This is a genomic window from Streptomyces sp. NPDC090127 (genome assembly GCF_044746945.1).
Classification (GTDB): Bacteria; Actinomycetota; Actinomycetes; order Streptomycetales; family Streptomycetaceae; genus Streptomyces.
Genome location: NZ_JBIVDE010000004.1, coordinates 119,953 through 140,523 on the forward strand (window position 1 = coordinate 119,953; position 20,571 = coordinate 140,523).

A 20,571-nucleotide genomic window follows, 5' to 3' on the forward strand; every position below is an offset into this window, starting at 1 on the left:
GAGCCCTGACTCAGGGTGAGCACTAAGCCGACCACCACAGACCTCGAGTGGACCGAATTGGACCAGCGGGCCGTTGACACCGCCCGCGTCCTGGCCGCGGACGCCGTACAGAAGGTCGGCAACGGCCATCCCGGTACGGCCATGAGCCTGGCGCCCGCCGCGTACACCCTCTTCCAGAAGGTGATGCGGCACGATCCCGCCGACCCGCAGTGGGTCGGGCGCGACCGGTTCGTGCTCTCGGCCGGTCACTCGTCCCTGACCCTCTACACCCAGTTGTACCTGGGGGGCTTCGGGCTCGAGCTGGACGACCTGAAGGCGTTCCGCACCTGGGGCTCGAAGACCCCGGGTCACCCGGAGTACGGCCACACCGCGGGCGTCGAGACGACGACGGGCCCGCTGGGCCAGGGCGTCGCCAACGCCGTGGGCATGGCGATGGCCGCCCGCTACGAGCGCGGTCTGTTCGACCCCGAGGCGGCCCCCGGCACCTCGCCGTTCGACCACCGGATCTACGCGATCGCCGGCGACGGCTGCCTCCAGGAGGGCATCTCCGCCGAGGCGTCCTCGATGGCCGGCCACCAGAAGCTCGGCAACCTGATCCTGCTGTGGGACGACAACCACATCTCGATCGAGGGCGACACCGAGACGGCCGTGTCCGAGGACACGATGAAGCGGTACGAGGCGTACGGCTGGCACGTCCAGCGCGTCGAGCCGCAGGCCAACGGCGACCTGGACCCGGCGGGTCTCTTCGCGGCGATCAAGGCCGCCGAGGCCGAGACCGGGCGTCCGTCGTTCATCGCGATGCGCTCGATCATCGCCTGGCCCGCCCCGAACGCCCAGAACACCGAGGCCGCGCACGGCTCGGCGCTCGGTGACGAGGAGATCGCGGCCACCAAGCGGATCCTCGGCTTCGACCCGGAGCAGACCTTCGAGGTCTCCGACGAGGTCATCGCGCACACCCGCTCGCTCGGCGACCGCGGCCGTGAGGCGCGCGCCGCGTGGGAGAAGTCCCTCGCGGAGTGGCGTACGGCCAACCCGGAGCGGGCGGCCACGTTCGACCGCATGCAGGCGAACGAGCTGCCCGAGGGCTGGGAGAAGCAGCTCCCCGTGTTCGAGGCCGGCAAGGGTGTCGCCACCCGTGCCGCGTCCGGCAAGGTGCTGCAGTCGCTCGGCGCGGTCATCCCGGAGCTGTGGGGCGGCTCGGCCGACCTGGCCGGCTCGAACAACACGACGATCGACAAGACCTCGTCGTTTCTGCCCGAGGGCAACCCGCTGCCCGAGGCGGACCCGTACGGCCGCACGATCCACTTCGGCATCCGCGAGCACTCCATGGCCGCGGAGATGAACGGCATCGCGCTGCACGGCAACACCCGCGTCTACGGCGGCACCTTCCTGGTGTTCTCCGACTACATGCGCAACGCCGTGCGACTCTCCGCGCTGATGCACCTGCCGGTGACGTACGTCTGGACCCACGACTCGATCGGTCTGGGCGAGGACGGCCCGACCCACCAGCCGGTGGAGCACCTGGCCTCGCTCCGCGCGATCCCCGGTCTGAACGTCGTCCGCCCGGCGGACGCCAACGAGACCGCCGTCGCCTGGCGCGAGATCGTCCGGCGGCACACCCGCGTGTTCGGCAAGGGCGCCCCGCACGGCCTCGCGCTGACCCGCCAGGGTGTCCCGACCTACGACTGGAACGACGACGCGGCCAAGGGCGGTTACGTCCTGTTCGAGGCCGACGGCGGAGACGCCCAGGTCGTGCTGATCGGCACCGGCTCCGAGGTGCACGTGGCCGTCGAGGCCCGTGAGCAGCTCCAGGCCGCCGGCGTCCCGACCCGCGTGGTCTCGATGCCGTCCGTCGAGTGGTTCGAGGAGCAGAACCAGGCGTACAAGGACTCCGTCCTGCCGCCGTCGGTGAAGGCGCGCGTGGCCGTCGAGGCCGGCATCGGTCTGACCTGGCACAAGTACGTCGGAGACGCCGGCCGGATCGTCTCGCTGGAGCACTTCGGTGCCTCGGCCGACGCGAAGGTCCTCTTCCGCGAGTTCGGCTTCACGCCGGAGGCCGTCGCGGCCGCCGCGCGGGAATCCCTGACCGCCGCCGCGCGCTGACGTCCCTAGACACGAATTTTGGAGAACCTCTCATGACAGACGCTCTCAAGCGCCTCTCCGACGAAGGCGTCGCGATCTGGCTGGACGACCTCTCGCGTCAGCGGATCACGTCCGGAAACCTGGCCGAGCTCATCGACCAGCAGCACGTGGTGGGTGTGACCACCAACCCGTCCATCTTCCAGAAGGCGATCTCGGAGGGCCACGGTTACGACCAGCAGGTCGCCGACCTCGCCGCGCGCAAGGTGACCGTGGAAGAAGCCATCCGCATGATCACGACGGCTGACGTGAGGGACGCCGCCGACATCCTGCGCCCGGTCTTCGACGCCACGGACGGCCAGGACGGCCGGGTCTCGATCGAGGTCGACCCCCGCCTCGCGCACCACACCCGGGCCACCGTCGCCGAGGCCAAGCAGCTGGCCTGGCTGGTCGACCGCCCCAACACGCTCATCAAGATCCCGGCCACCGAGGCGGGTCTGCCGGCGATCACCGAGGTCATCGGCCTCGGCATCAGCGTCAACGTCACGCTGATCTTCTCGCTGGAGCGCTACCGCGCGGTCATGGACGCCTACCTCGCCGGGCTGGAGAAGGCCAAGGAGCGCGGCCTGGACCTCTCCAAGATCCACTCGGTGGCCTCCTTCTTCGTCTCCCGGGTGGACACGGAGATCGACAAGCGCCTGGACGCCCTCGGCACGGACGAGGCCAAGGCCCTCAAGGGCAAGGCGGCGCTCGCCAACGCCCGTCTGGCCTACGAGGCGTACGAAGAGGTGTTCTCCTCCGAGCGCTGGGCCGCCCTGGACAAGGCGCAGGCCAACAAGCAGCGTCCGCTGTGGGCCTCGACCGGCGTCAAGGACCCGTCGTACAAGGACACCCTGTACGTCGTCGACCTGGTCGCCCCCGGCACGGTCAACACCATGCCCGAGGCGACCATGGAGGCCACCGCCGACCACGGCGAGGTCACCGGCGACACCGTGCGCGGCACCTACGACGAGTCCCGCGCGGAGCTGGAGGCCGTCGAGAAGCTCGGCATCAGCTACGACGACGTGGTACAGCTGCTGGAGGACGAGGGCGTCGAGAAGTTCGCCACGTCCTGGAACGACCTGCTCAAGTCCACCGAGGCGGAGCTTCAGCGCCTCGCACCTTCGGAGGCGTAAGCACTTTGAGCGCAGTCCACGGAGCCAACCCGCTCCGTGACGCCGCAGACCGACGGCTCCCGCGTATCGCGGGGCCGTCGGGTCTGGTGATCTTCGGCGTCACGGGCGATTTGTCCCGTAAGAAGCTGATGCCTGCCGTCTACGACCTGGCCAACCGCGGCCTGTTGCCGCCGGGCTTCTCGCTCATCGGCTTCGCCCGTCGCGAGTGGCAGGACGAGGACTTCGCGCAGGAGGTCCACGACGCCGTGGAGCAGCACGCGCGCACGCCGTTCCGCGAGGAGGTGTGGCAGCAGCTGATCCAGGGGATGCGGTTCGTCCAGGGCGACTTCGACGACGACGAGGCCTTCGAGCAGCTGAAGTCCACCATCGAGGAGCTGGACAAGGCGCAGGGCACCGGCGGCAACTTCGCCTTCTACCTGTCCGTGCCGCCGAAGTTCTTCCCCAAGGTCGTCCAGCAGCTGAAGAAGCACGGCCTGGCCGACCAGAAGGAGGGCTCCTGGCGCCGGGCGGTCATCGAGAAGCCCTTCGGGCACGACCTGGTCTCCGCCGAGGAGCTCAACGAGGTCGTCCACGAGGTCTTCCCGCCCAACGAGGTCTTCCGGATCGACCACTACCTGGGCAAGGAGACCGTCCAGAACATCCTGGCGCTCCGCTTCGCCAACACCCTCTTCGAGCCGATCTGGAACCGGTCGTACGTCGACCACGTGCAGATCACCATGGCCGAGGACATCGGGATCGGCGGCCGCGCCGGCTACTACGACGGCATCGGCGCCGCCCGTGACGTCATCCAGAACCACCTCCTCCAGCTGCTCGCGCTCACCGCGATGGAGGAGCCCGCCTCCTTCGACGCGGACGCGCTCGCGGCCGAGAAGACCAAGGTGCTCGGCGCGGTGAAGCTGCCGAAGGACCTGGGCGCCTCGACCGTGCGCGGCCAGTACGCGCCGGGATGGCAGGGCGGCGCGAAGGCCGTCGGCTATCTCCAGGAGGACGGGATCGACCCCAAGTCGAAGACCGACACCTACGCGGCCATCAAGCTGGAGATCGACAACCGCCGCTGGGCGGGCGTCCCGTTCTACCTCCGTACCGGCAAGCGGCTCGGCCGCCGTGTCACCGAGATCGCGGTGGTCTTCCAGCGCGCTCCGCACTCCCCGTTCGACCAGACGGCGACGGAGGAGCTGGGCCAGAACGCCCTGGTCATCCGCGTCCAGCCGGACGAGGGCGTGACCATGCGGTTCGGCTCCAAGGTGCCGGGCACCTCGATGGAGGTCCGGGACGTGTCGATGGACTTCGCCTACGGCGAGTCCTTCACGGAGTCCAGCCCCGAGGCGTACGAGCGGCTCATCCTCGATGTGCTGCTCGGCGACTCGAACCTCTTCCCGCGTGTCGAGGAGGTCGAGCTCTCCTGGAAGATCCTCGACCCGATCGAGCAGTACTGGGACAAGCACGGCAAGCCCGCGCAGTACCAGGCCGGGACCTGGGGTCCCGTCGAGGCGGACGACATGCTCGCACGAGACGGACGGAGCTGGCGCAGGCCATGAAGACCGACCTCACGGACACCACGTCCAGCAAGATCAACAAGGCGCTGGTGCTCGGGCGGCGTGCCATCGGCACGCCCGCCGTCGGCATGGTGCTCACCCTCGTCATCGTCACCGACGAGGAGAACGCCTACGACGCGCTGAAGGCGGCCAACGACGCGTCCCGCGAGCACCCCTCGCGGACGCTGGTCGTCATCAAGCGGGTCTCGCGTTCGCCGCGCGACCGCGCGAAGGCACGGCTCGACGCCGAGGTCCGCCTCGGCGCCGACGCCAGCACGGGCGAAACGGTTGTCCTCCGGCTGTACGGCGAGGTCGTCGACCACGCCCAGTCGGTGGTCCTGCCGCTGCTCCTGCCCGACGCACCCACCGTCGTCTGGTGGCCGGTCAACGCCCCGGCCGACCCGGCGAACGACCCGCTGGGCGCGCTCGCCCAGCGCCGGGTGACCGACACCTACGCCGCCGAGCAGCCGATCCACGAGCTGAGCGGCCGCGCGGACGCCTACACCCCCGGCGACACGGACCTGGCCTGGACCCGGATCACCCCGTGGCGCTCGATGCTGGCCGCCGCGCTCGACCAGGTCGTGTGCGAGGTCACCTCGGCCGAGGTGGAGGGCGAGGAGTTCAACCCGAGCGTCGAACTGCTCGCCATGTGGCTGGCGGACCGGCTGAAGGTGCCGGTGCGCCGGTCCACGTCGCAGGGCCCCGGGCTCACCTCCGTACGGATGGAGTCCTCCTGCGGGCCGATCGTCCTCGACCGGCCGGACGGCTCGCTGGCGACCCTCTCCATCGAGGGGCAGCCGGACCGTGCCGTGGCGCTCAAGCGCCGCGAGACGGCGGAGCTGATCGCCGAGGAGCTGCGCCGGCTCGACCCGGACGACACCTACGCCTCGGCGCTGCGGTACGGGCTCCACCGCCTGGACGAGGAAGCGAAGACGACCGCGCCCGAGACTCCGGTCCCGGCCGCCGCGGATCCGGCTCCGGCTCCGGAGGCAGCCAAGGCGCCCGCGAAGAAGGCCCCGGCCAAGAAGGCGGCGGCCAGGTGAACACCCCGCAGCTCGTCGTCCACCGCGACAAGGAGCTGATGGCGCAGGCCGCGGCGGCCCGACTGATCACCCGGATCGTGGACGCCCAGGCCGCCCGCGGCTCGGCGTCCGTGGTCCTCACGGGCGGCCGTAACGGCAACGGGCTCCTGGCGGCGCTCGGTTCGGCCCCCGCGCGGGACGCGATCGACTGGTCGCGGCTCGATCTGTGGTGGGGCGACGAGCGGTTCCTGCCCGAGGGCGACCCGGAGCGCAATGTCACCCAGGCCCGCGAGGCGCTGCTCGACAGCGTCCCGCTGGATCCGGCGCGTGTGCACGCGATGCCCGCCTCGGACGGGCCGTACGGCGACGACGTCGAGGCGGCCGCCGCAGCGTACGCGGCCGAACTGGCCGCGGCCTCCGGTCCCGAGGACCACGCGTCGGTGCCGAGCTTCGACGTGCTGATGCTGGGCGTCGGGCCCGACACGCACGTGGCGTCGCTCTTCCCGGAGTCTCCGGCGGTCCACGAGACGGAGCGCACGGTGGTGGGCGTGCACGGCGCACCGAAGCCGCCGCCGGTGAGGATCTCCCTGACGCTGCCGGCGATCCGGGCCGCGCAGGAGGTCTGGCTGCTCGCGGCCGGCGAGGACAAGGCGAAGGCGGCGGCGATCGCGCTGTCCGGAGCGGGCGAGATCCAGGCCCCCGCGGCGGGCGCCTACGGCCGCTCGCGGACGCTCTGGCTGCTCGACGCGGCGGCCGCATCGGAGCTGCCGCGCGCGCTGTACCCGCCGGCCTCGGCCTGACGCCCGGCTTCGGCCCGACCGCCGGACTCGGCCTGACGAACGCTCACGGAGGCCCGGTTCACCGCACGGTGGACCGGGCCTCCCGCGCTTCCCGTACGGGCTCCAGGAAAGGCGCCAGCAGGTCCGGCACGGCGTCGGCGGCGAAGGTCAGGCCCTCGCTCTGCCCGGCGTCGTGGACGTCGTACGCGCCCGCTCCCGCCGCCGTCGTCGCGGTCAGGGTCAGCAGGCCGGCGCGGCGCTGGAAGTACGACTGCTTGACCGTCCAGCCGATGACGCCGCCGCGCTCCAGGGCGACCGTGGTCCGCCGGACCGTGCCCGAACGGGCCACCAGGTAGCCGCCGCTGACACCGTGTCCGAGATTGCGGTACGCGTCGCGCGCGGCCACCACGGCGAGCGGACCGAGGATCGCGGCGCACCCCGCGGCGACGTACAGCAGGACGGGCGTCAGGAGCAGCCCGAGCAGGACGAGGACCGCGACCGGGGCGAGGACGCTCCCCAGCGCCCAGCGCAGCCGACGGGCGCGGGCGGCCCGGGGGTGGGCGGTGAGCGGGGCGCCCGTCGGGGGTTCGGCCTGGCGCAGCACCTGCGCGGCGACCCGGTCGGCGACCGCGCGGGGCGCGGCGGGCAGCAGGGTCTTGTGGTCGGCGTGCTCGTCCTCCTCGCCCTCGGCGATTCCGGTGGCGACGGCGTCGACACGGGCTGCGCGGCACATCCGTACGCCCAGCGGCTCGACCAGTTCGACACCGCGCAGACGGCGTTCCTCGATGGAGATCGAGCGGGCCGTGAACAGTCCGCGGCGGACCCTGAGGGTGCCGCCGGGCTCGCGCTCCAGGCGGTAGTTCCACCACATCTCGACCCAGAGGCCGAGGGCGCCGACGGTGCCGACGACGAGCGCGAGGGCGGTCAGGACGAGGATCATCGAGAGGACGGAGGAGTCCTGGAAGCGGTCCCCTATCCAGTCGATGACCTCCCTCTGGGCGCCGAACCACTCGCTGACCTGCATCACGGCGCCGGCCGCCGCGCCGCCGAAGACCACGGCGACGAAGGAGACCGGGGCGTAGCGGATCCAGCGTGGGTCGAGTTCCGCGAGGGTGCCGTCGTGGTGGGTGTCCTCGGTGGCGGCCGGGGCGCGGTCGAGCAGCGCGCGGCGGAGCCGCTCGCCCTCGGCCCGGGCGACGGGGTCGAGTTCGAGGGTGGACTCGCCTGCGCCGTGGTGCTCGCCGGTGCCGATGCGGACCTTGACCAGGCCGAGGAGGCGCTGGAGCGGGTTGGCGGTCAGGTCGACGCTGCGGATCCGTTCGCGGGCCAGCGAGCGGCGCTTGACCAGCAGCAGCCCGGTGTGGAGTTCGACCCTCCCCGAGCCTTCGGCCGGGGGCGCCCCCCTCTCGCTCCGTTCGGCGCCGACGCGGTAGCGGGTGCGCCGCCAGCGGACGTGGTCGGCCGCCGACCCGGCGCCGACGAGGAGGGCCGCCCCGGCGAGGATCCAGCCGATGGCCTGCCCGGCGGACAGGGTGTCGGTCAGGGCGAAGAACGTGGGCAGGGCGGCGCCGCAGGCGACCCCCGCGAGGACGAGCGCCGTGACCAGGACCGTACGGCGGTCCAGGCGTCGCCACTCCTCGGGGCCCTGCCGCCCCGCCCCGCCCTCGCCCTCGCTCATGTGGCGTCTCCCGGCGTGGCCTGGGTGATGCGGGTGAGCTTCTCGGCGAGGTCCGCGGCGAGTTCGTGGTCGAGGCCCGCGATGCGGATCGCGCCCTTGGACGAGGCCGTGGTGACGGTGACCGTGGAGAGCCGGAAGAACTGCTCCAGCGGCCCCCTGACGGTGTCGACGGTCTGGATCCGGGACATCGGCGCGATCCGCCACTCCTGCCAGAAGAGACCGGTGCGGACGTAGACGGCGTTCTCGGTGACCTCCCAGCGGTGGACCCGGAACCACCAGGAGGGGAAGAACGCGGCGCAGCCGAGCCCGGCGACCGCCAGGACCGCGGCGGGCAGCCACAGCCAGAACCGGGCCGGCTCGATGACCGTCCCGAGGACGGCGAGGACCACCGCCGGCACGGCGGCGGTCACCAGCCACTGGGCGCGCCACCAGCCGACGGCCCGTTCGTTCAGCGTGTTGCCCGGCGGCCGCAGCCGCACCCCGGTCGGCGCCACGTTCTCCCCCCGCATCGGTTCTACCTCCCGCGCAGTGACCGGTAGGCGGCGACGAGCGCGGCGGTCGAGCCGTCGAGCTCCTCCCCGCCCTGGCCGGTGGTGAGCACGGGCTCGATCTTCTTGGCGAGGACCTTGCCCAGCTCGACGCCCCACTGGTCGAAGGAGTCGATGTTCCAGATCGCGCCCTGGACGAAGACCTTGTGCTCGTACAGCGCGATGAGCTGGCCGAGGACGAAGGGGGTGAGTTCCTGGGAGAGGATCGTCGTCGTGGGGTGGTTGCCCTGGAACGTCTTGTGCGGGACGAGTTCCTCGGGGACGCCCTCGGCCCGTACCTCGTCGGCGGTCTTGCCGAAGGCGAGTGCCTGGGTCTGGGCGAAGAAGTTGGCCATCAGCAGGTCGTGCTGGGCGACGAGGCCGGGGAGCAGGTCGGCGACGGGCTCGGCGAAGCCGATGAAGTCGGCCGGGATGAGCTTCGTGCCCTGGTGGATCAACTGGTAGTACGCGTGCTGCCCGTTGGTGCCGGGGGTCCCCCAGAGGACCGGTCCGGTCTGCCAGTCGACGGGGTTGCCGTCGCGGTCGACGGACTTGCCGTTGGACTCCATGTCGAGCTGCTGGAGGTAGGCCGTGAACTTCGACAGGTAGTGGGAGTAGGGCAGGACGGCGTGCGACTGGGCGTCGAAGAAGCCGCCGTACCAGACCCCGAGGAGGCCGAGGAGCAGCGGTGCGTTCTCCTCGGGCGGGGCGGTACGGAAGTGCTCGTCGACGAGGTGGAAGCCGTCGAGCATCTCGCGGAACCGGTCGGGCCCGATGGCGATCATCAGGGAGAGGCCGATGGCGGAGTCGAAGGAGTAGCGTCCGCCGACCCAGTCCCAGAACTCGAACATGTTGGCCGTGTCGATGCCGAAGTCCTTGACCTTCTCGGCGTTGGTCGACAGGGCCACGAAGTGCTTGGCCACCGCCGCCTGGTCGGCCCTGAGGCCGGTGAGCAGCCAGTCGCGGGCGGAGGTGGCGTTGGTGACCGTCTCGATGGTGGTGAAGGTCTTGGAGGCGACGACGAAGAGCGTCTCGGCCGGGTCGAGGTCGCGGACGGCCTCGTGGAGGTCGGCGCCGTCCACGTTGGAGACGAATCGGAACGTCAGGTCCCGCTGGGTGTAGGAGCGCAGGGCCTCGTAGGCCATGGCGGGTCCGAGGTCGGAGCCGCCGATGCCGATGTTCACGATGTTCTTGATCGGCTTGCCGGTGTGGCCGGTCCACTCGCCCGAGCGGACCTTGTCCGCGAAGGCCGCCATCTTGTCGAGGACGGCGTGCACCGCCGGAACCACGTTCTCGCCGTCGACCTCGATCACGGCGTCGCGCGGCGCGCGCAGCGCGGTGTGCAGGACCGCGCGGTCCTCGGTGGTGTTGATCTTCTCGCCGCGGAACATGGCGTCGCGCAGCTCGGCCACTCCGGTCGCGACGGCCAGCTCGCGCAGCAGCGCCAGCGTCTCGTCGGTGACGAGGTTCTTGGAGTAGTCCAGGTACAGATCGCCGACGCGCAGCGCGTACCGGGCACCGCGGTCCGGGTCGGCGGCGAACAGCTCGCGCAGATGGGTGTCTCCCAGCTGCTCGCGGTGCTTGCCGAGGGCGGCCCACTCCGGCGTGCGGTTGAGCCTCGTGCGTCCTTCTGCGTTCATCTCGGACATCGCCTACTTCTTCTCTTCCTGCCTGCTTGCCCCGCTGCCACTCCAACCTAATTGATCAGGGGGCCGAGGCCGCAACGGCGAGCGCGAACAACGCGGCGGCCACGGGCGGTCAGTGGCCGCCCCGGTGCAGCCGCCCCGTGTAGCGGGCCTCCAGGACCGCGTTGCGCTCGTGGCCGCCGGGGATGTTGGCGGAGACGTAGACCGGTGGTTCGTGGCCCTCGGCGAGGAGCAGGGCCACGGCGTCGGCGACGACCATCTGCACGAGGAGGGAGGAGGTGAGCGTCGAGACCCCGCAGAGCGCCCCGCCGTGCGGGAGGGGGAGCACGGCGTCGCCGGTGGGGGCGCCGTTGTCGAGGACGGCGTCCGCGAGGTCGGCGAGCCGCCTGCCGCTCTTGTGGAGCGCCGGTACGGCATGGGTGTGTTCCAGCGAGGTGAGCGCGACGAGCGGGTGCCCGGCGCCGGTGACCTTCAGCGCCAGGTCGACGATCGCGTTGTTGACGCCCGAGTTGGAGATGATGACGAAGAGGTCCTGCGGGCGGGGCGTCGCGAGGGCGTAGAGCCGGTCGGCGAGGCCGGGCGAACGCTCCAGGAGGGGGTCGGCGAGGACCGAGGGGTCCTCGCCGCCGCGCAGGACGAGGTCGGCGAGCGCGATCCGGCTGGTGGGCACGAGCCCGCCGGCCCGCCCGGCGATCTCCAGGGCGGCGGCCTGGGAGTGTCCGGTGCCGAAGGCGTGGATCACCCCGTCGGCGGCGACGCAGTCGGCGAAGAGCCGGGCGCTCGCGCCGACCGACTCCTTGTTGGCCGCGATCACCCGCTCGACGCTCTGCCGGGCGTGGTCGGCGAACAGGGTGGCGCCGAGGGCGGGTTGGGGCATGACAGCTCTCCATTGGTTCGTTGAACCGGATTCTGATGCGCGATCCGATTCAATGAACCAGCCCGGCCGACCCCCGTCAAGGGTGCGGACCGACGGCCAGCCGCGCCAGCGCCACCGCGCCGCCGACCCCGTCCGGCACGGGCGCCGGCGTGAGCCCCCACTCCGCCACCCGGTCCGCGAGCCGGGCCAGCAAGGGGCCTTCGGGGCCGGTCAGGCCGCCCGTGACGACCAGCGGCTCACCGGGGCGCGGTGCCAACGCCCGTACGGTCGCCGCCAGTTCGTCCGCCGCCCGGTCGAGGAGGGTGTGCGCCACCTCGTCCCCGGCCCGTTCCGCGTCGACGACCAGCGGGCTCAGCGCCGCGAGCCGGACCGGGTGGCCGCCGAAGCCGTACCCGACGACGGCCTCCTTGGTCAGCCCTCCGCACCACTCCCCCACCGGTCCCGCGAGGGCCGTCGCCGGGCCGCGGCCGTCCAGGGCGCGCAGCACCGCCCGCAGCGCCTCGCGCCCGAGCCAGAAGCCGCTGCCCGCGTCGCCGAGGAGCCAGCCGTCGCCGTCCACGGCCCGCACCGCGCGGCGCCGCTCCACGCGTGCGGCGGTGGCGCCGGTGCCCGCGATCAGCACGAGCCCGTCCGCCGGGGCGCCCGGCCCGGCGGCGAAGGCGATGTCCGCGTCTCCGAGGACCTCGACCAGGGCCGGGGCCGCGCCCACCCGGGCGAGCGCCTCCAGCAGGGCGCCGCGGGCGTTGGTCACGCCGCCGCCCGGCCCGCCCCCGGCGAAGCCGGCCACCACGGAGCCGACCGCGCCCACCCGGCCGTCCGGGACGGCGTCCCGCAGCGCCCGCGCCAGATTCCGCACGAGGGCGTCGCGGGCCACGCTGAGCGCGTTGCCCGGTCCACCCGCCCCCTCCGCCAGCACCTCGCCCGTGGCCGCGTCGGCGAGCCGCGCCCTGGTCCGCGTGCCCCCGGCATCGATCCCGAGCACGCACTTATGAATCCCTGAATCGTTCATCAGCCCGCATGGTGGTTGATAGATTCACGCCTCGACAAGACCCCCGCACCGGGAGGCCGGTCAGGAGGAAGCCGCCGTGATCACCGCTCTGATCCGCACCGAACTGCCGCGCATGTCCGGTTCCTTGCGGAAGGTCGGCTCCTGGGTGCTCGACGACCCGGGCCGCGTGCCCGGCGTCTCGGCCGCCGAGCTGGGCCGCCGCACCGGTACGTCCCAGGCCACCGTGACCCGCTTCTGCCGGGCCCTCGGCCTCGGCTCGTACCAGGAACTGCTGCTCGCCCTCGCCCAGGAGCGGGGCGAGACCGAACGCACCGGGGAGGACCGCCCGCTCGGTCCCGACATCGGCCCCGACGATCCGCTCGACCAGGTCGTCGCCGCTGTGGCCCAGGCCGATCTGCTCGCCCTGCGCCGCACCGCCGAGCATCTGGACCTCGACGCCCTGGAGCGGGCCGCGCGGACGCTCGCCAAGGCCCGCCGGATCGACGTCTACGGCGTCGGCGCCTCCGGCATGGTGGCCCTGGAGACCCAGGCGCGGCTCTTCAGCATCGGCTGCGACGCCCGCGGCTGGACGGAGGTGCACGCGGCGGAGACCTCGGCGGCGCTGCTCACCCCCGCGGACGCGGTGGTGGCCCTCTCCCACTCCGGGGCCACCCGTGAGGTCCTCTCGCCGCTGCGGCTGGCCGCCGAACGCGGCGCGCGGACGGTCGCGGTGACCGGGGACCCGCGCTCCCCCGTCGCCCGGGCCGCGTCCCTCCACCTGACGTCGACCTCGGCCGAGACCAGCTTCCGGCGCGGCGGGTTCGGCACGCGCCATTCGGTGCTGCTGATCCTGGACTGCCTCTACGCGCGCGTGGCGCAGCTGACGTACGCGCGGGCGACGGCCGCGATGGCGCTCACCGCCCACATCCCCGGCAACCACCGCTAGGCGTCCGGTTCCACGCGAACGGGCCCGCCGCGCCCCGCCGACCCACGCGAGCGGGACCGCCGGACCGGCCGAACGGACCCGCCGGTTCCACGCGAACGGGCCCTGCTCGCGAATCGAGTTCGCGGGCAGGGCCCGTTCGTCACACTGTCAAACCACGCTCAGATCTCGCCGCGCAGTTTGGCGAGCGCCTCCGCGAGGATCGCCTCGCCGTCCGCGTCGCTGCGCCGCTCGCGTACGTACGCGAGATGCGTCTTGTACGGCTCGGTGCGCGGCGGGTCCGGGGGGTTGTCCCGGTCCTGACCGGCCGGGAAGCCGCAACGCGGGCAGTCCCACGTCTCCGGAACCTGTGCGTCACTGGCGAAGCTCGGCTGCGTCTCGTGCCCGTTCGAGCACCAGAAGGAGATGCGGAGGCGCGGCGCCGACTCGCCCCGCTCGGCCTCCCCCATCGGCCCCGCTCCGACCCGGCTTCCCCGGATCGCGTTGCCACTTGCCACGGTCGTAACTCCCTGCGTGATGGTGCTCGAAGATGCCCCAGTCTACGTAAGGCCCAACGCGCGTCCAGTGGTTGGAGTTACACGTCCAACTTCATCAGAAGCGCAAGCACGACAATGCAGGCGAACCACATCAGACCGACCACGACGGTGATGCGGTCCAGGTTGCGCTCGGCAACCGAGGAGCCACCGACGGACGACTGCATGCCACCGCCGAACATGTCGGAGAGGCCGCCGCCCTTCCCCTTGTGCATCAGCACGAGCAGCATCAGCAGCGCGCTGAAGACGATCAGGGCGATCGAGAACCCCATAACCACGGCTGGACCAACTTCCTCGGACTTATACGGACGGGGGTCGGGCAGGTCCTGCCCGACCCCCGCAAGGGTACGACGGATCGTCGCTACCGCCTACTCACCGATCGCGTCACTGATCGCGGAAGCGGACGATCTTGACGAACTCCTCGGCGTCCAGCGCCGCGCCGCCCACCAGGGCACCGTCGACATCCGGCTGGGCCATGATCGCGGCCACGTTGCCGGCCTTGACCGAGCCGCCGTACTGGATGCGGACCTTGTCGGCCAGCTCCTGCGAGTACAGCTCCGCGAGACGCCCGCGGATCGCCCCGCAGACCTCCTGCGCGTCCTCGGGGGTGGCGACCTCGCCGGTGCCGATGGCCCACACCGGCTCGTACGCGATCACGATGGACTCGGCCTGCTCGGCCGGCAGGTCCTTGAGGCCGCCGTCGAGCTGCTCCAGGGTGTACGGGACCTGCCGGCCGGCCTTGCGGACGTCCAGGCCCTCGCCGACGCAGAGGATCGGGGTCAGACCGTGCTTGTACGCGGCCTTCACCTTGGCGTTGCAGATCTCGTCGGTCTCGGCGTGGTACTGCCGGCGCTCGGAGTGACCCACGGCGACGTAGGTGCACTTCAGCTTGGACAGCATCGCGCCGGAGATCTCACCGGTGTACGCACCGGAGTCGTGCGCCGAGACGTCCTGGGCGCCGTACTTGATCTTCAGCTTGTCGCCGTCGACCAGGGTCTGGACGGACCGCAGGTCGGTGAAGGGCGGCAGGACCGCCACCTCGACGGCGTCGTAGTCCTTGTCGGCCAGCGCGAAGGCGAGCTTCTGGACGTGGGCGATGGCCTCCAGGTGGTTGAGGTTCATCTTCCAGTTGCCCGCCATGAGCGGGATACGGCCCGAGGAAACAGGTGCAGACAAGGTGTTCAGCCCTCCAGTGCGGCGAGGCCGGGGAGCGTCTTGCCCTCGAGGTATTCGAGGGAGGCGCCACCACCGGTCGAGATGTGGCCGAAGGCATTCTCGTCGAAGCCCAGCGTGCGCACGGCCGCGGCCGAGTCTCCACCACCGACGACGGTGAAGGCGCTGCTGTCGACGAGAGCCTGCGCGATGGCGCGGGTGCCCTCGGCGTAGTCGGGGTGCTCGAAGACACCGACCGGACCGTTCCAGAAGACGGTCTCGGCGTCGGCGATCTTCGAGGCGTAGAGCTCACGGGTCTTCGGCCCGATGTCGAGGCCCTCCTTGTTCGAGGGGATCGCGTCGGCGTCGACGGTGTCGAAGTCGGCGGGGGCCTTCGTCTTCAGGTCCGGGAAGTCCGTGGAGACGAGCACGTCGACGGGGAGCACCAGCTCGACGCCGTTCTTCTCGGCACGCTCCATGTACTCGGTCACCTGCGGGATCTGGTCCTCCTGGAGGAGGGAGATGCCGACCTCGTGGCCCTGGGCCTTGAGGAAGGTGTAGGCCATGCCGCCGCCGATGAGGATGCGGTCGGCCTTGCCGAGCAGCTCGTCGATGACGGCGAGCTTGTCGGAGACCTTGGCGCCGCCGAGCACGACCACGTAGGGGCGCTTGACGTCCGCGGTCAGCTTCTTCAGGACGCCGACCTCGGTGGCGATGAGGTAGCCGGCGGCGTGCGGCAGCAGGGCCGGAAGGTCGAAGACCGAGGCGTGCTTGCGGTGCACGGCGCCGAAGCCGTCGCCGACGTAGAGGTCGGCGAGCTCGGCGAGCTGCCGGGCGAACGCGGTGCGCTCGCCGTCGTCCTTGGACGTCTCGCCCGCGTTGAAGCGCAGGTTCTCGATCACGGCCACCTGGCCGTCGGCGAGGCCCACGACGGTCGCCTTGGCGGACTCGCCGACGGTGTCGGTCGCGAAGGCCACCTCGGCGCCGAGGAGTTCACCGAGGCGCGCGGCGGCCGGGGCCAGGGAGAACGCCGGGTCCGGGGCTCCCTTGGGGCGGCCCAGGTGCGAGGCGACCACGACCCGGGCGCCGGCCTCGGCGAGCGCCTTGACGGTGGGGAGGACGGCGCGGATCCGCCCGTCGTCGGTGATGGCCGTGCCCGACAGCGGCACGTTGAGGTCGGCGCGGACGAATACCCGCTTGCCGGCGACGCCTTCGGCGAGAAGCTCGTCGATCGTCTTCATCTTCTACTGGACTCCTTGGAACGCGGTGAAGCACACGGCACAGGGCTCGGACAGCGCATCCTTGCGCTGTCCGAGCCCTGTGCTCACATCGAGGTGCCTACGTCTGGAATATCAGAGCTGGTTTCCGACGAAGACGGTGAGGTCGACGAGACGGTTGGAGTAACCCCACTCGTTGTCGTACCAGCCGAGGATCTTGACCGACTTGCCCTCCTGGACCATGGTCAGGGAGGAGTCGAAGGTGCACGACGACGGGTCGCCGACGATGTCGGAGGAGACGATCGGGTCCTCGGTGTAGGTGAGGAAGCCCTTCAGGGCGCCGTCGTCGGCGGCCTTCTTGAACGCGGCGTTGACCTCGTCCTTGGTGACCTCGCGCTGCAGCTCCACGACCAGGTCGGTGGCCGAGCCGGTGGGGACCGGGACGCGCATGGCGATGCCGTCCAGCTTGCCCTTGAGCTGCGGCAGGACCAGAGCGGTGGCCTTGGCGGCACCGGTCGTGGTCGGGATGATGTTCTCCGCGGCGGCGCGGGCGCGACGCAGGTCGGAGTGCGGGAAGTCCAGGATGCGCTGGTCGTTGGTGTAGGCGTGGACCGTCGTCATCAGACCCTTGACGATGCCGAAGTTCTCGTCGAGGACCTTCGCCATCGGCGCCACACAGTTGGTGGTGCAGGAGGCGTTGGAGATGACGTGGTGCTGCGCCGGGTCGTACTTCTCCTGGTTGACGCCCATCACGATGGTGATGTCCTCGTCCTTGGCCGGAGCCGAGATGAGGACCTTCTTCGCGCCACCGGCGATGTGCTTCTCGGCGTCCGCCTTCTTGGTGAAGATGCCGGTCGACTCGATGACGATGTCGACGCCCAGGTCGCCCCAGGGGATGTCGGCCGGGTTGCGCTCGGAGAGCACCTTGATGGTGTGGCCATCGACGGTGATGGTGTCTGCCGTGTGGGTGACCTCGGCCTTGAGGCGCCCCAGGATCGTGTCGTACTTCAACAGGTGAGCAGTGGTCGCGGTGTCACCCAGGTCGTTGACAGCCACGATCTCGATGTCGGCACCCTGCTCAAGGAGCGCGCGGAAGTAGTTGCGACCGATGCGGCCAAAGCCGTTGATGCCTACGCGGATCGTCACGAACCGATCTCCTCGTTAGGTACGCCGGGTTTCGACGCCGGCGAGATTCTTTTAGGGATGTCCCCGACCGCTTACGACCCTACCTCTCCCATCGGCTGAGAGTGACATCGTGCGCGGTCGGAAGACCCCGGGATTGCACCGTGGCCCGTTATTACCGACGGGTTCGGGCCACGGTACGCATTTCGTCCCGATCACGGACTGTGATCAATAGTGCGGGTGGCCGCTCAGCCGTGCAGCGCGCCGAGCGCCTTGCGGATCAGCCTGCCGCGTTCGACCGCGCTCGGCATGTGTTCCAGCCCGAAGCCAAGGAGCACGGTGTCACGGGTGGTGACGGCGGCCTGGGAGTGGAAGAGCCCGGCGGAGCGGGTCCAGTCGCTGCCGTTCCCGGGGCTGCCGGCCGGCGGTCCCGGTACGGACCACGCGCCGAGCGAGGTCTCGAAGCCCTCGCCCTGGCCCGGTGTCCCGCCGACCACGAGCCCGGTGTCGTCGACGAAGGCGCCCATCTCGCCGGTGCCGGGGTCGGCGATGTACGCGAGCGAGAGCTCGACCCGCTTGCCCGCGTAGGCGCTCAGGTCGATGGAGGCCTGCCGCCAGCCGTTGGAGGGGCCGGTGAAGGCGTTCCAGGAGCCGGTGGTGCCGGTGGTGGCGCAGCCGTCGTCGCCGACGGTCAGGTAGTGGGCGAGGAAGGGATGGCCCTGGACGTAGTAGCCCTCGCCGCAGTCGGCCGGGGCCGCGGTGGAGGTGCCGCCGTTGGCGTCGGGCAGCGTCGTCCAGTCCTCCTGGCCGACGGTGTGGGCCTCGACGACGAGGTTGTCGTAGCCGGGCTCGGTGTCGTAACTGACCTGGAAGCGGAGGCTGGGCCTGTCCGCGGCGGAGACCCCGGTGAGGTCGACGGTCCGGCTGAGCCGGGCCCAGGTGTCGTCGGTGTGCCGGACGGCGGCGAACGACGCGCCCTCGTACGGCTCGAAGGGGGTGCGCACGCCCGGGTAGTCGCCGGCGGAGCGGCTGCTGCCGAACTGCGGGAACTGGCGGGGCGCCAGGGTGTCCGAGGTGACGGTGTAGGCGCCGGCGTCGTCCAGCGGGTTGCCGGCCGCCCCGCCGAGGGCGCCGGTGGTGCCGGCGAAGCCGCCGGATCCGGCGAAGGAGGGCGGGCCGTTCAGCCCGGCCCGGTGGTAGGCGCCGAGGTAGTACTGGGCGAAGTCGTTGGACGTGGCCCGCCCGATGTCGACGAGCCCGCCGGACTTCTCACCGGCGTTGACCAGCTTGCCGCCCTCGTTGAGGTACTCCCGCACGGCCAGCGTGACAGGACCGGAGGGCTCTTCGGCGCCGGTGTACCAGACGACCGTACGGAAGTGGCCGAGCACGCCGAGCGGGTCCGGGACGCCCTGGGTGGCGACGTCCCAGACGGCGGCCCTGCGGCCGGTGTCGGCGAGGGCCTTCACATAGGCGGCGGTGTGCCGGGCCGCGGTCGTGCCGCCCTCCTCGGCGAGGACGAGCACGTCGGCGCGGGGCCGGTCGGCCACCGTGTACGTGAACGGGGTGGAGGTGGTCGCCCGGCCCTCGCGGGTGCGGGCGGTGAACCAGACCTGGACGGTGTCGCCCGGTTCGGCGTCCTCGACCTCGGCGCGGTACTGGTCGAAGTAGAGGTTGTCCTCGCCGCCGTAGGTCTCGCCGCCGCGCCAGGCCTCCAGTCGTTCGGTGTGCGTACGGCCACCGTTGATCCGGTACGCGAGCTCCTTGCCGCGCAGCGACTTCCGGGCGGTCACGGCGATTTCCTGGTCGCCGCCGCGTGCGTAGGAGGTGGTGAAGGCGGCCGGGGTGAAGTCGGGGGCGTCGACGCCGGTGACGGAGACGGGCCGGTCCGGGTGGGCGGCGGTCTCGGCGACGGCGAGCGCGAAGGGCACGTTCTTGGCGAACTCCGCCTGGATCAGCTTCTCGTCGTCGGGGAAGGTGAAGACGGAGGCGCAGTCGGCGGGCTCCCAGGCGTCGTTCGGGTCGACGCGGGAGGCGGTGGCGCAGGTCGACATCTCCGGGGTGAACATCTGCATCCCGTTGACGTTGGCCGCGTGTCCGTCGGCCTCGCCGTTGGTCGTGTACAGCTCGGAGGAGACCTGCGGCCGGTAGCCGGGCACGGCGGACTTCTCCGGGGTGCCGGCGAGCGCCTTGAGCGCCACGTCGTCGGGCGTGTCGGTGGCGACCTGCCAGCCGACCCCGTAGAGCAGCAGCTGGGCGGCGGAGTGGTAGTTGATGCCGTACTGGAAGCCGATGCGCTTCTGGAAGGCGTCCAGCGCCCTGGTCTCGGGCTCGGACATCGCGCGCGGGCCGCGGTAGGTCTCGTCGGCCGGGTCGGGGGACGAGCCCTCGTTGTCGTAGCCCCACTTGTAGGCGAAGTTACGGTTGAGGTCGACGCCGTCGCCGGAGCGGATGCGGCCGTCGCCGTCGTTGTCGCGGAGGTTCTTGCGCCACTGGCGGTTCTCGGGGTCGGCGTGCGTGAAGTCGTAGCCGTCCGGGTTGGCGGAGAGCACGAACCACAGCTCGGTGGAGTCGACGATCTTCGTGATCCGGGCGTCTGTTCCGTAGCCGTCGAGGTAGTGGTGCATCAGCCGCCGGGTCATCTCGGGGGTGATCCACTCACGGGCGTGCTGGTTGGACATGTACAGCGTCGCGGGCCTGGTGCCGTCCTTGGCCTTCTTGGCGCCCTTGGTGAGCTTGAGGGCGAGGATGTCCTGCCCCTCGACCGTCCTGCCGAGGGAGACGACCTTGGTGAGGTCCGGGTGGGCCTGGGCGGTGGCGAGGATCTCCTGCTTGAGCCCGCCCTGACCGCCGTACGGACGGAAGACTCCGTCCCCGGCGCCGGCGACCCGCTGTTCGGCCCGCGCGGAGAGGGTGTGCTCGGTGAGCCGGACGCCCTTGCCGCGAAGCTGCCCCGCCTGCGCGTCGGTGAGGTACAGCTCCAGGGTGGCGGAGCCCTTCTCCGGCACCTGCTCGGTCAGCTCGTGGCCGTCGGCGCCCGCTTCGAGGAGAAGCGGCACCTGCTCCTCGGCGACCGTCGCGCGCCACACGGAGAGGGCGTCACCGGCGCCCGCGTCCTGAGACTCCGCTCCGGCCACGGGCGCCGCCACGAGCCCCGCGACCAGGAGTGAACCCACCGCGAGGATCGTTCTCGCTCTGCGTCTCATCAGCCCCCCTTGCTGTTGTCTGTCACGAAAGTGAACAGACGCCAGGCTGATCACCATTCATGATCATGTCAAGGGTGCCATGCAGGCCGAACGGG

The 20,571-nt window shown here is 71.3% G+C and carries 17 protein-coding genes; 6 read left to right on the forward strand and 11 right to left on the reverse strand.

Annotated elements, in window-relative coordinates; all coding sequences use genetic code 11:
• The first annotated feature begins 15 nt into the window (after nucleotides 1–15).
• From tkt to pgl, 5 genes are read left to right on the forward strand one after another with little or no spacing between them, the layout of a single operon-like run.
• A complete protein-coding gene (gene tkt, locus ACIPPS_RS16160; protein ID WP_401431752.1) occupies nucleotides 16–2,103 on the forward strand; it encodes a transketolase in 2,088 nt (695 codons plus the stop codon).
• Between the two features lie 32 nt (nucleotides 2,104–2,135).
• A complete protein-coding gene (gene tal / locus ACIPPS_RS16165) occupies nucleotides 2,136–3,254 on the forward strand; it encodes a transaldolase (RefSeq protein ID WP_401431755.1) in 1,119 nt (372 codons plus the stop codon).
• A 5-nt stretch (nucleotides 3,255–3,259) separates the two neighbouring features.
• The gene (gene zwf / locus ACIPPS_RS16170; protein ID WP_401431757.1) at nucleotides 3,260–4,792 is read left to right on the forward strand and encodes a glucose-6-phosphate dehydrogenase; all 1,533 of its coding nucleotides are present in this window, start codon (nucleotides 3,260–3,262) and stop codon (nucleotides 4,790–4,792) included.
• Nucleotides 4,789–5,832, forward strand: a complete 1,044-nt coding sequence (gene opcA / locus ACIPPS_RS16175; protein ID WP_401431759.1) for a glucose-6-phosphate dehydrogenase assembly protein OpcA — start codon at nucleotides 4,789–4,791, stop codon at nucleotides 5,830–5,832. The genes zwf and opcA overlap by 4 nt, the downstream gene beginning before the upstream one ends.
• Nucleotides 5,829–6,611 (forward strand): 6-phosphogluconolactonase, encoded by a 783-nt coding sequence (gene pgl / locus ACIPPS_RS16180; RefSeq protein ID WP_401431761.1) that lies wholly within the window; start codon nucleotides 5,829–5,831, stop codon nucleotides 6,609–6,611. Before opcA ends, pgl begins: the two co-directional genes overlap by 4 nt.
• 58 nt (nucleotides 6,612–6,669) lie before the next feature.
• Here pgl and ACIPPS_RS16185 read toward each other — a convergent pair whose 3' ends face one another.
• The 5 genes from ACIPPS_RS16185 to ACIPPS_RS16205 form a co-directional block, all read right to left on the reverse strand.
• Entirely contained in the window at nucleotides 6,670–8,268 is a 1,599-nt protein-coding gene (locus ACIPPS_RS16185; RefSeq protein WP_401431763.1) for a PH domain-containing protein, read from the reverse strand.
• Nucleotides 8,265–8,777: a PH domain-containing protein gene (locus tag ACIPPS_RS16190; protein WP_401431765.1), complete on the reverse strand. Its 513-nt coding sequence runs from the start codon at nucleotides 8,775–8,777 to the stop codon at nucleotides 8,265–8,267. Before ACIPPS_RS16190 ends, ACIPPS_RS16185 begins: the two co-directional genes overlap by 4 nt.
• A 5-nt stretch (nucleotides 8,778–8,782) precedes the next feature.
• Nucleotides 8,783–10,435: a glucose-6-phosphate isomerase gene (gene pgi / locus ACIPPS_RS16195; RefSeq protein ID WP_401433077.1), complete on the reverse strand. Its 1,653-nt coding sequence runs from the start codon at nucleotides 10,433–10,435 to the stop codon at nucleotides 8,783–8,785.
• Between the two features lie 118 nt (nucleotides 10,436–10,553).
• On the reverse strand, nucleotides 10,554–11,318 hold the full coding sequence (locus ACIPPS_RS16200; protein ID WP_401431767.1) for a sugar isomerase domain-containing protein: 765 nt from the start codon (nucleotides 11,316–11,318) through the stop codon (nucleotides 10,554–10,556).
• A gap of 76 nt (nucleotides 11,319–11,394) precedes the next feature.
• The gene (locus tag ACIPPS_RS16205; protein WP_401431770.1) at nucleotides 11,395–12,300 is read right to left on the reverse strand and encodes an N-acetylglucosamine kinase; all 906 of its coding nucleotides are present in this window, start codon (nucleotides 12,298–12,300) and stop codon (nucleotides 11,395–11,397) included.
• 103 nt (nucleotides 12,301–12,403) lie between these two features.
• Here ACIPPS_RS16205 and ACIPPS_RS16210 point away from each other — a divergent pair, with 103 nt between their 5' ends.
• Complete coding sequence (locus ACIPPS_RS16210; protein ID WP_401431772.1) at nucleotides 12,404–13,252, forward strand: MurR/RpiR family transcriptional regulator; 849 nt, start codon at nucleotides 12,404–12,406, stop codon at nucleotides 13,250–13,252.
• A 158-nt stretch (nucleotides 13,253–13,410) separates the two neighbouring features.
• On the opposite strand, the gene ACIPPS_RS16215 is transcribed toward ACIPPS_RS16210, so the two are convergent.
• From ACIPPS_RS16215 to ACIPPS_RS16240, 6 genes are all read right to left on the reverse strand, one after another.
• Entirely contained in the window at nucleotides 13,411–13,746 is a 336-nt protein-coding gene (locus tag ACIPPS_RS16215; protein WP_003976875.1) for an RNA polymerase-binding protein RbpA, read from the reverse strand.
• A gap of 77 nt (nucleotides 13,747–13,823) precedes the next feature.
• Nucleotides 13,824–14,054 (reverse strand): preprotein translocase subunit SecG, encoded by a 231-nt coding sequence (gene secG / locus ACIPPS_RS16220; protein WP_361958470.1) that lies wholly within the window; start codon nucleotides 14,052–14,054, stop codon nucleotides 13,824–13,826.
• Between the two features lie 112 nt (nucleotides 14,055–14,166).
• A complete protein-coding gene (tpiA, locus tag ACIPPS_RS16225) occupies nucleotides 14,167–14,922 on the reverse strand; it encodes a triose-phosphate isomerase (protein ID WP_401433079.1) in 756 nt (251 codons plus the stop codon).
• A 41-nt stretch (nucleotides 14,923–14,963) separates the two neighbouring features.
• Nucleotides 14,964–16,175, reverse strand: a complete 1,212-nt coding sequence (locus tag ACIPPS_RS16230) for a phosphoglycerate kinase (RefSeq protein WP_401431774.1) — start codon at nucleotides 16,173–16,175, stop codon at nucleotides 14,964–14,966.
• A 111-nt stretch (nucleotides 16,176–16,286) separates the two neighbouring features.
• The gene (gap, locus tag ACIPPS_RS16235) at nucleotides 16,287–17,297 is read right to left on the reverse strand and encodes a type I glyceraldehyde-3-phosphate dehydrogenase (protein ID WP_401431777.1); all 1,011 of its coding nucleotides are present in this window, start codon (nucleotides 17,295–17,297) and stop codon (nucleotides 16,287–16,289) included.
• 224 nt (nucleotides 17,298–17,521) lie between these two features.
• A complete protein-coding gene (locus tag ACIPPS_RS16240; protein ID WP_401431780.1) occupies nucleotides 17,522–20,476 on the reverse strand; it encodes a M14 family zinc carboxypeptidase in 2,955 nt (984 codons plus the stop codon).
• Nucleotides 20,477–20,571: the final 95 nt, after the last annotated feature.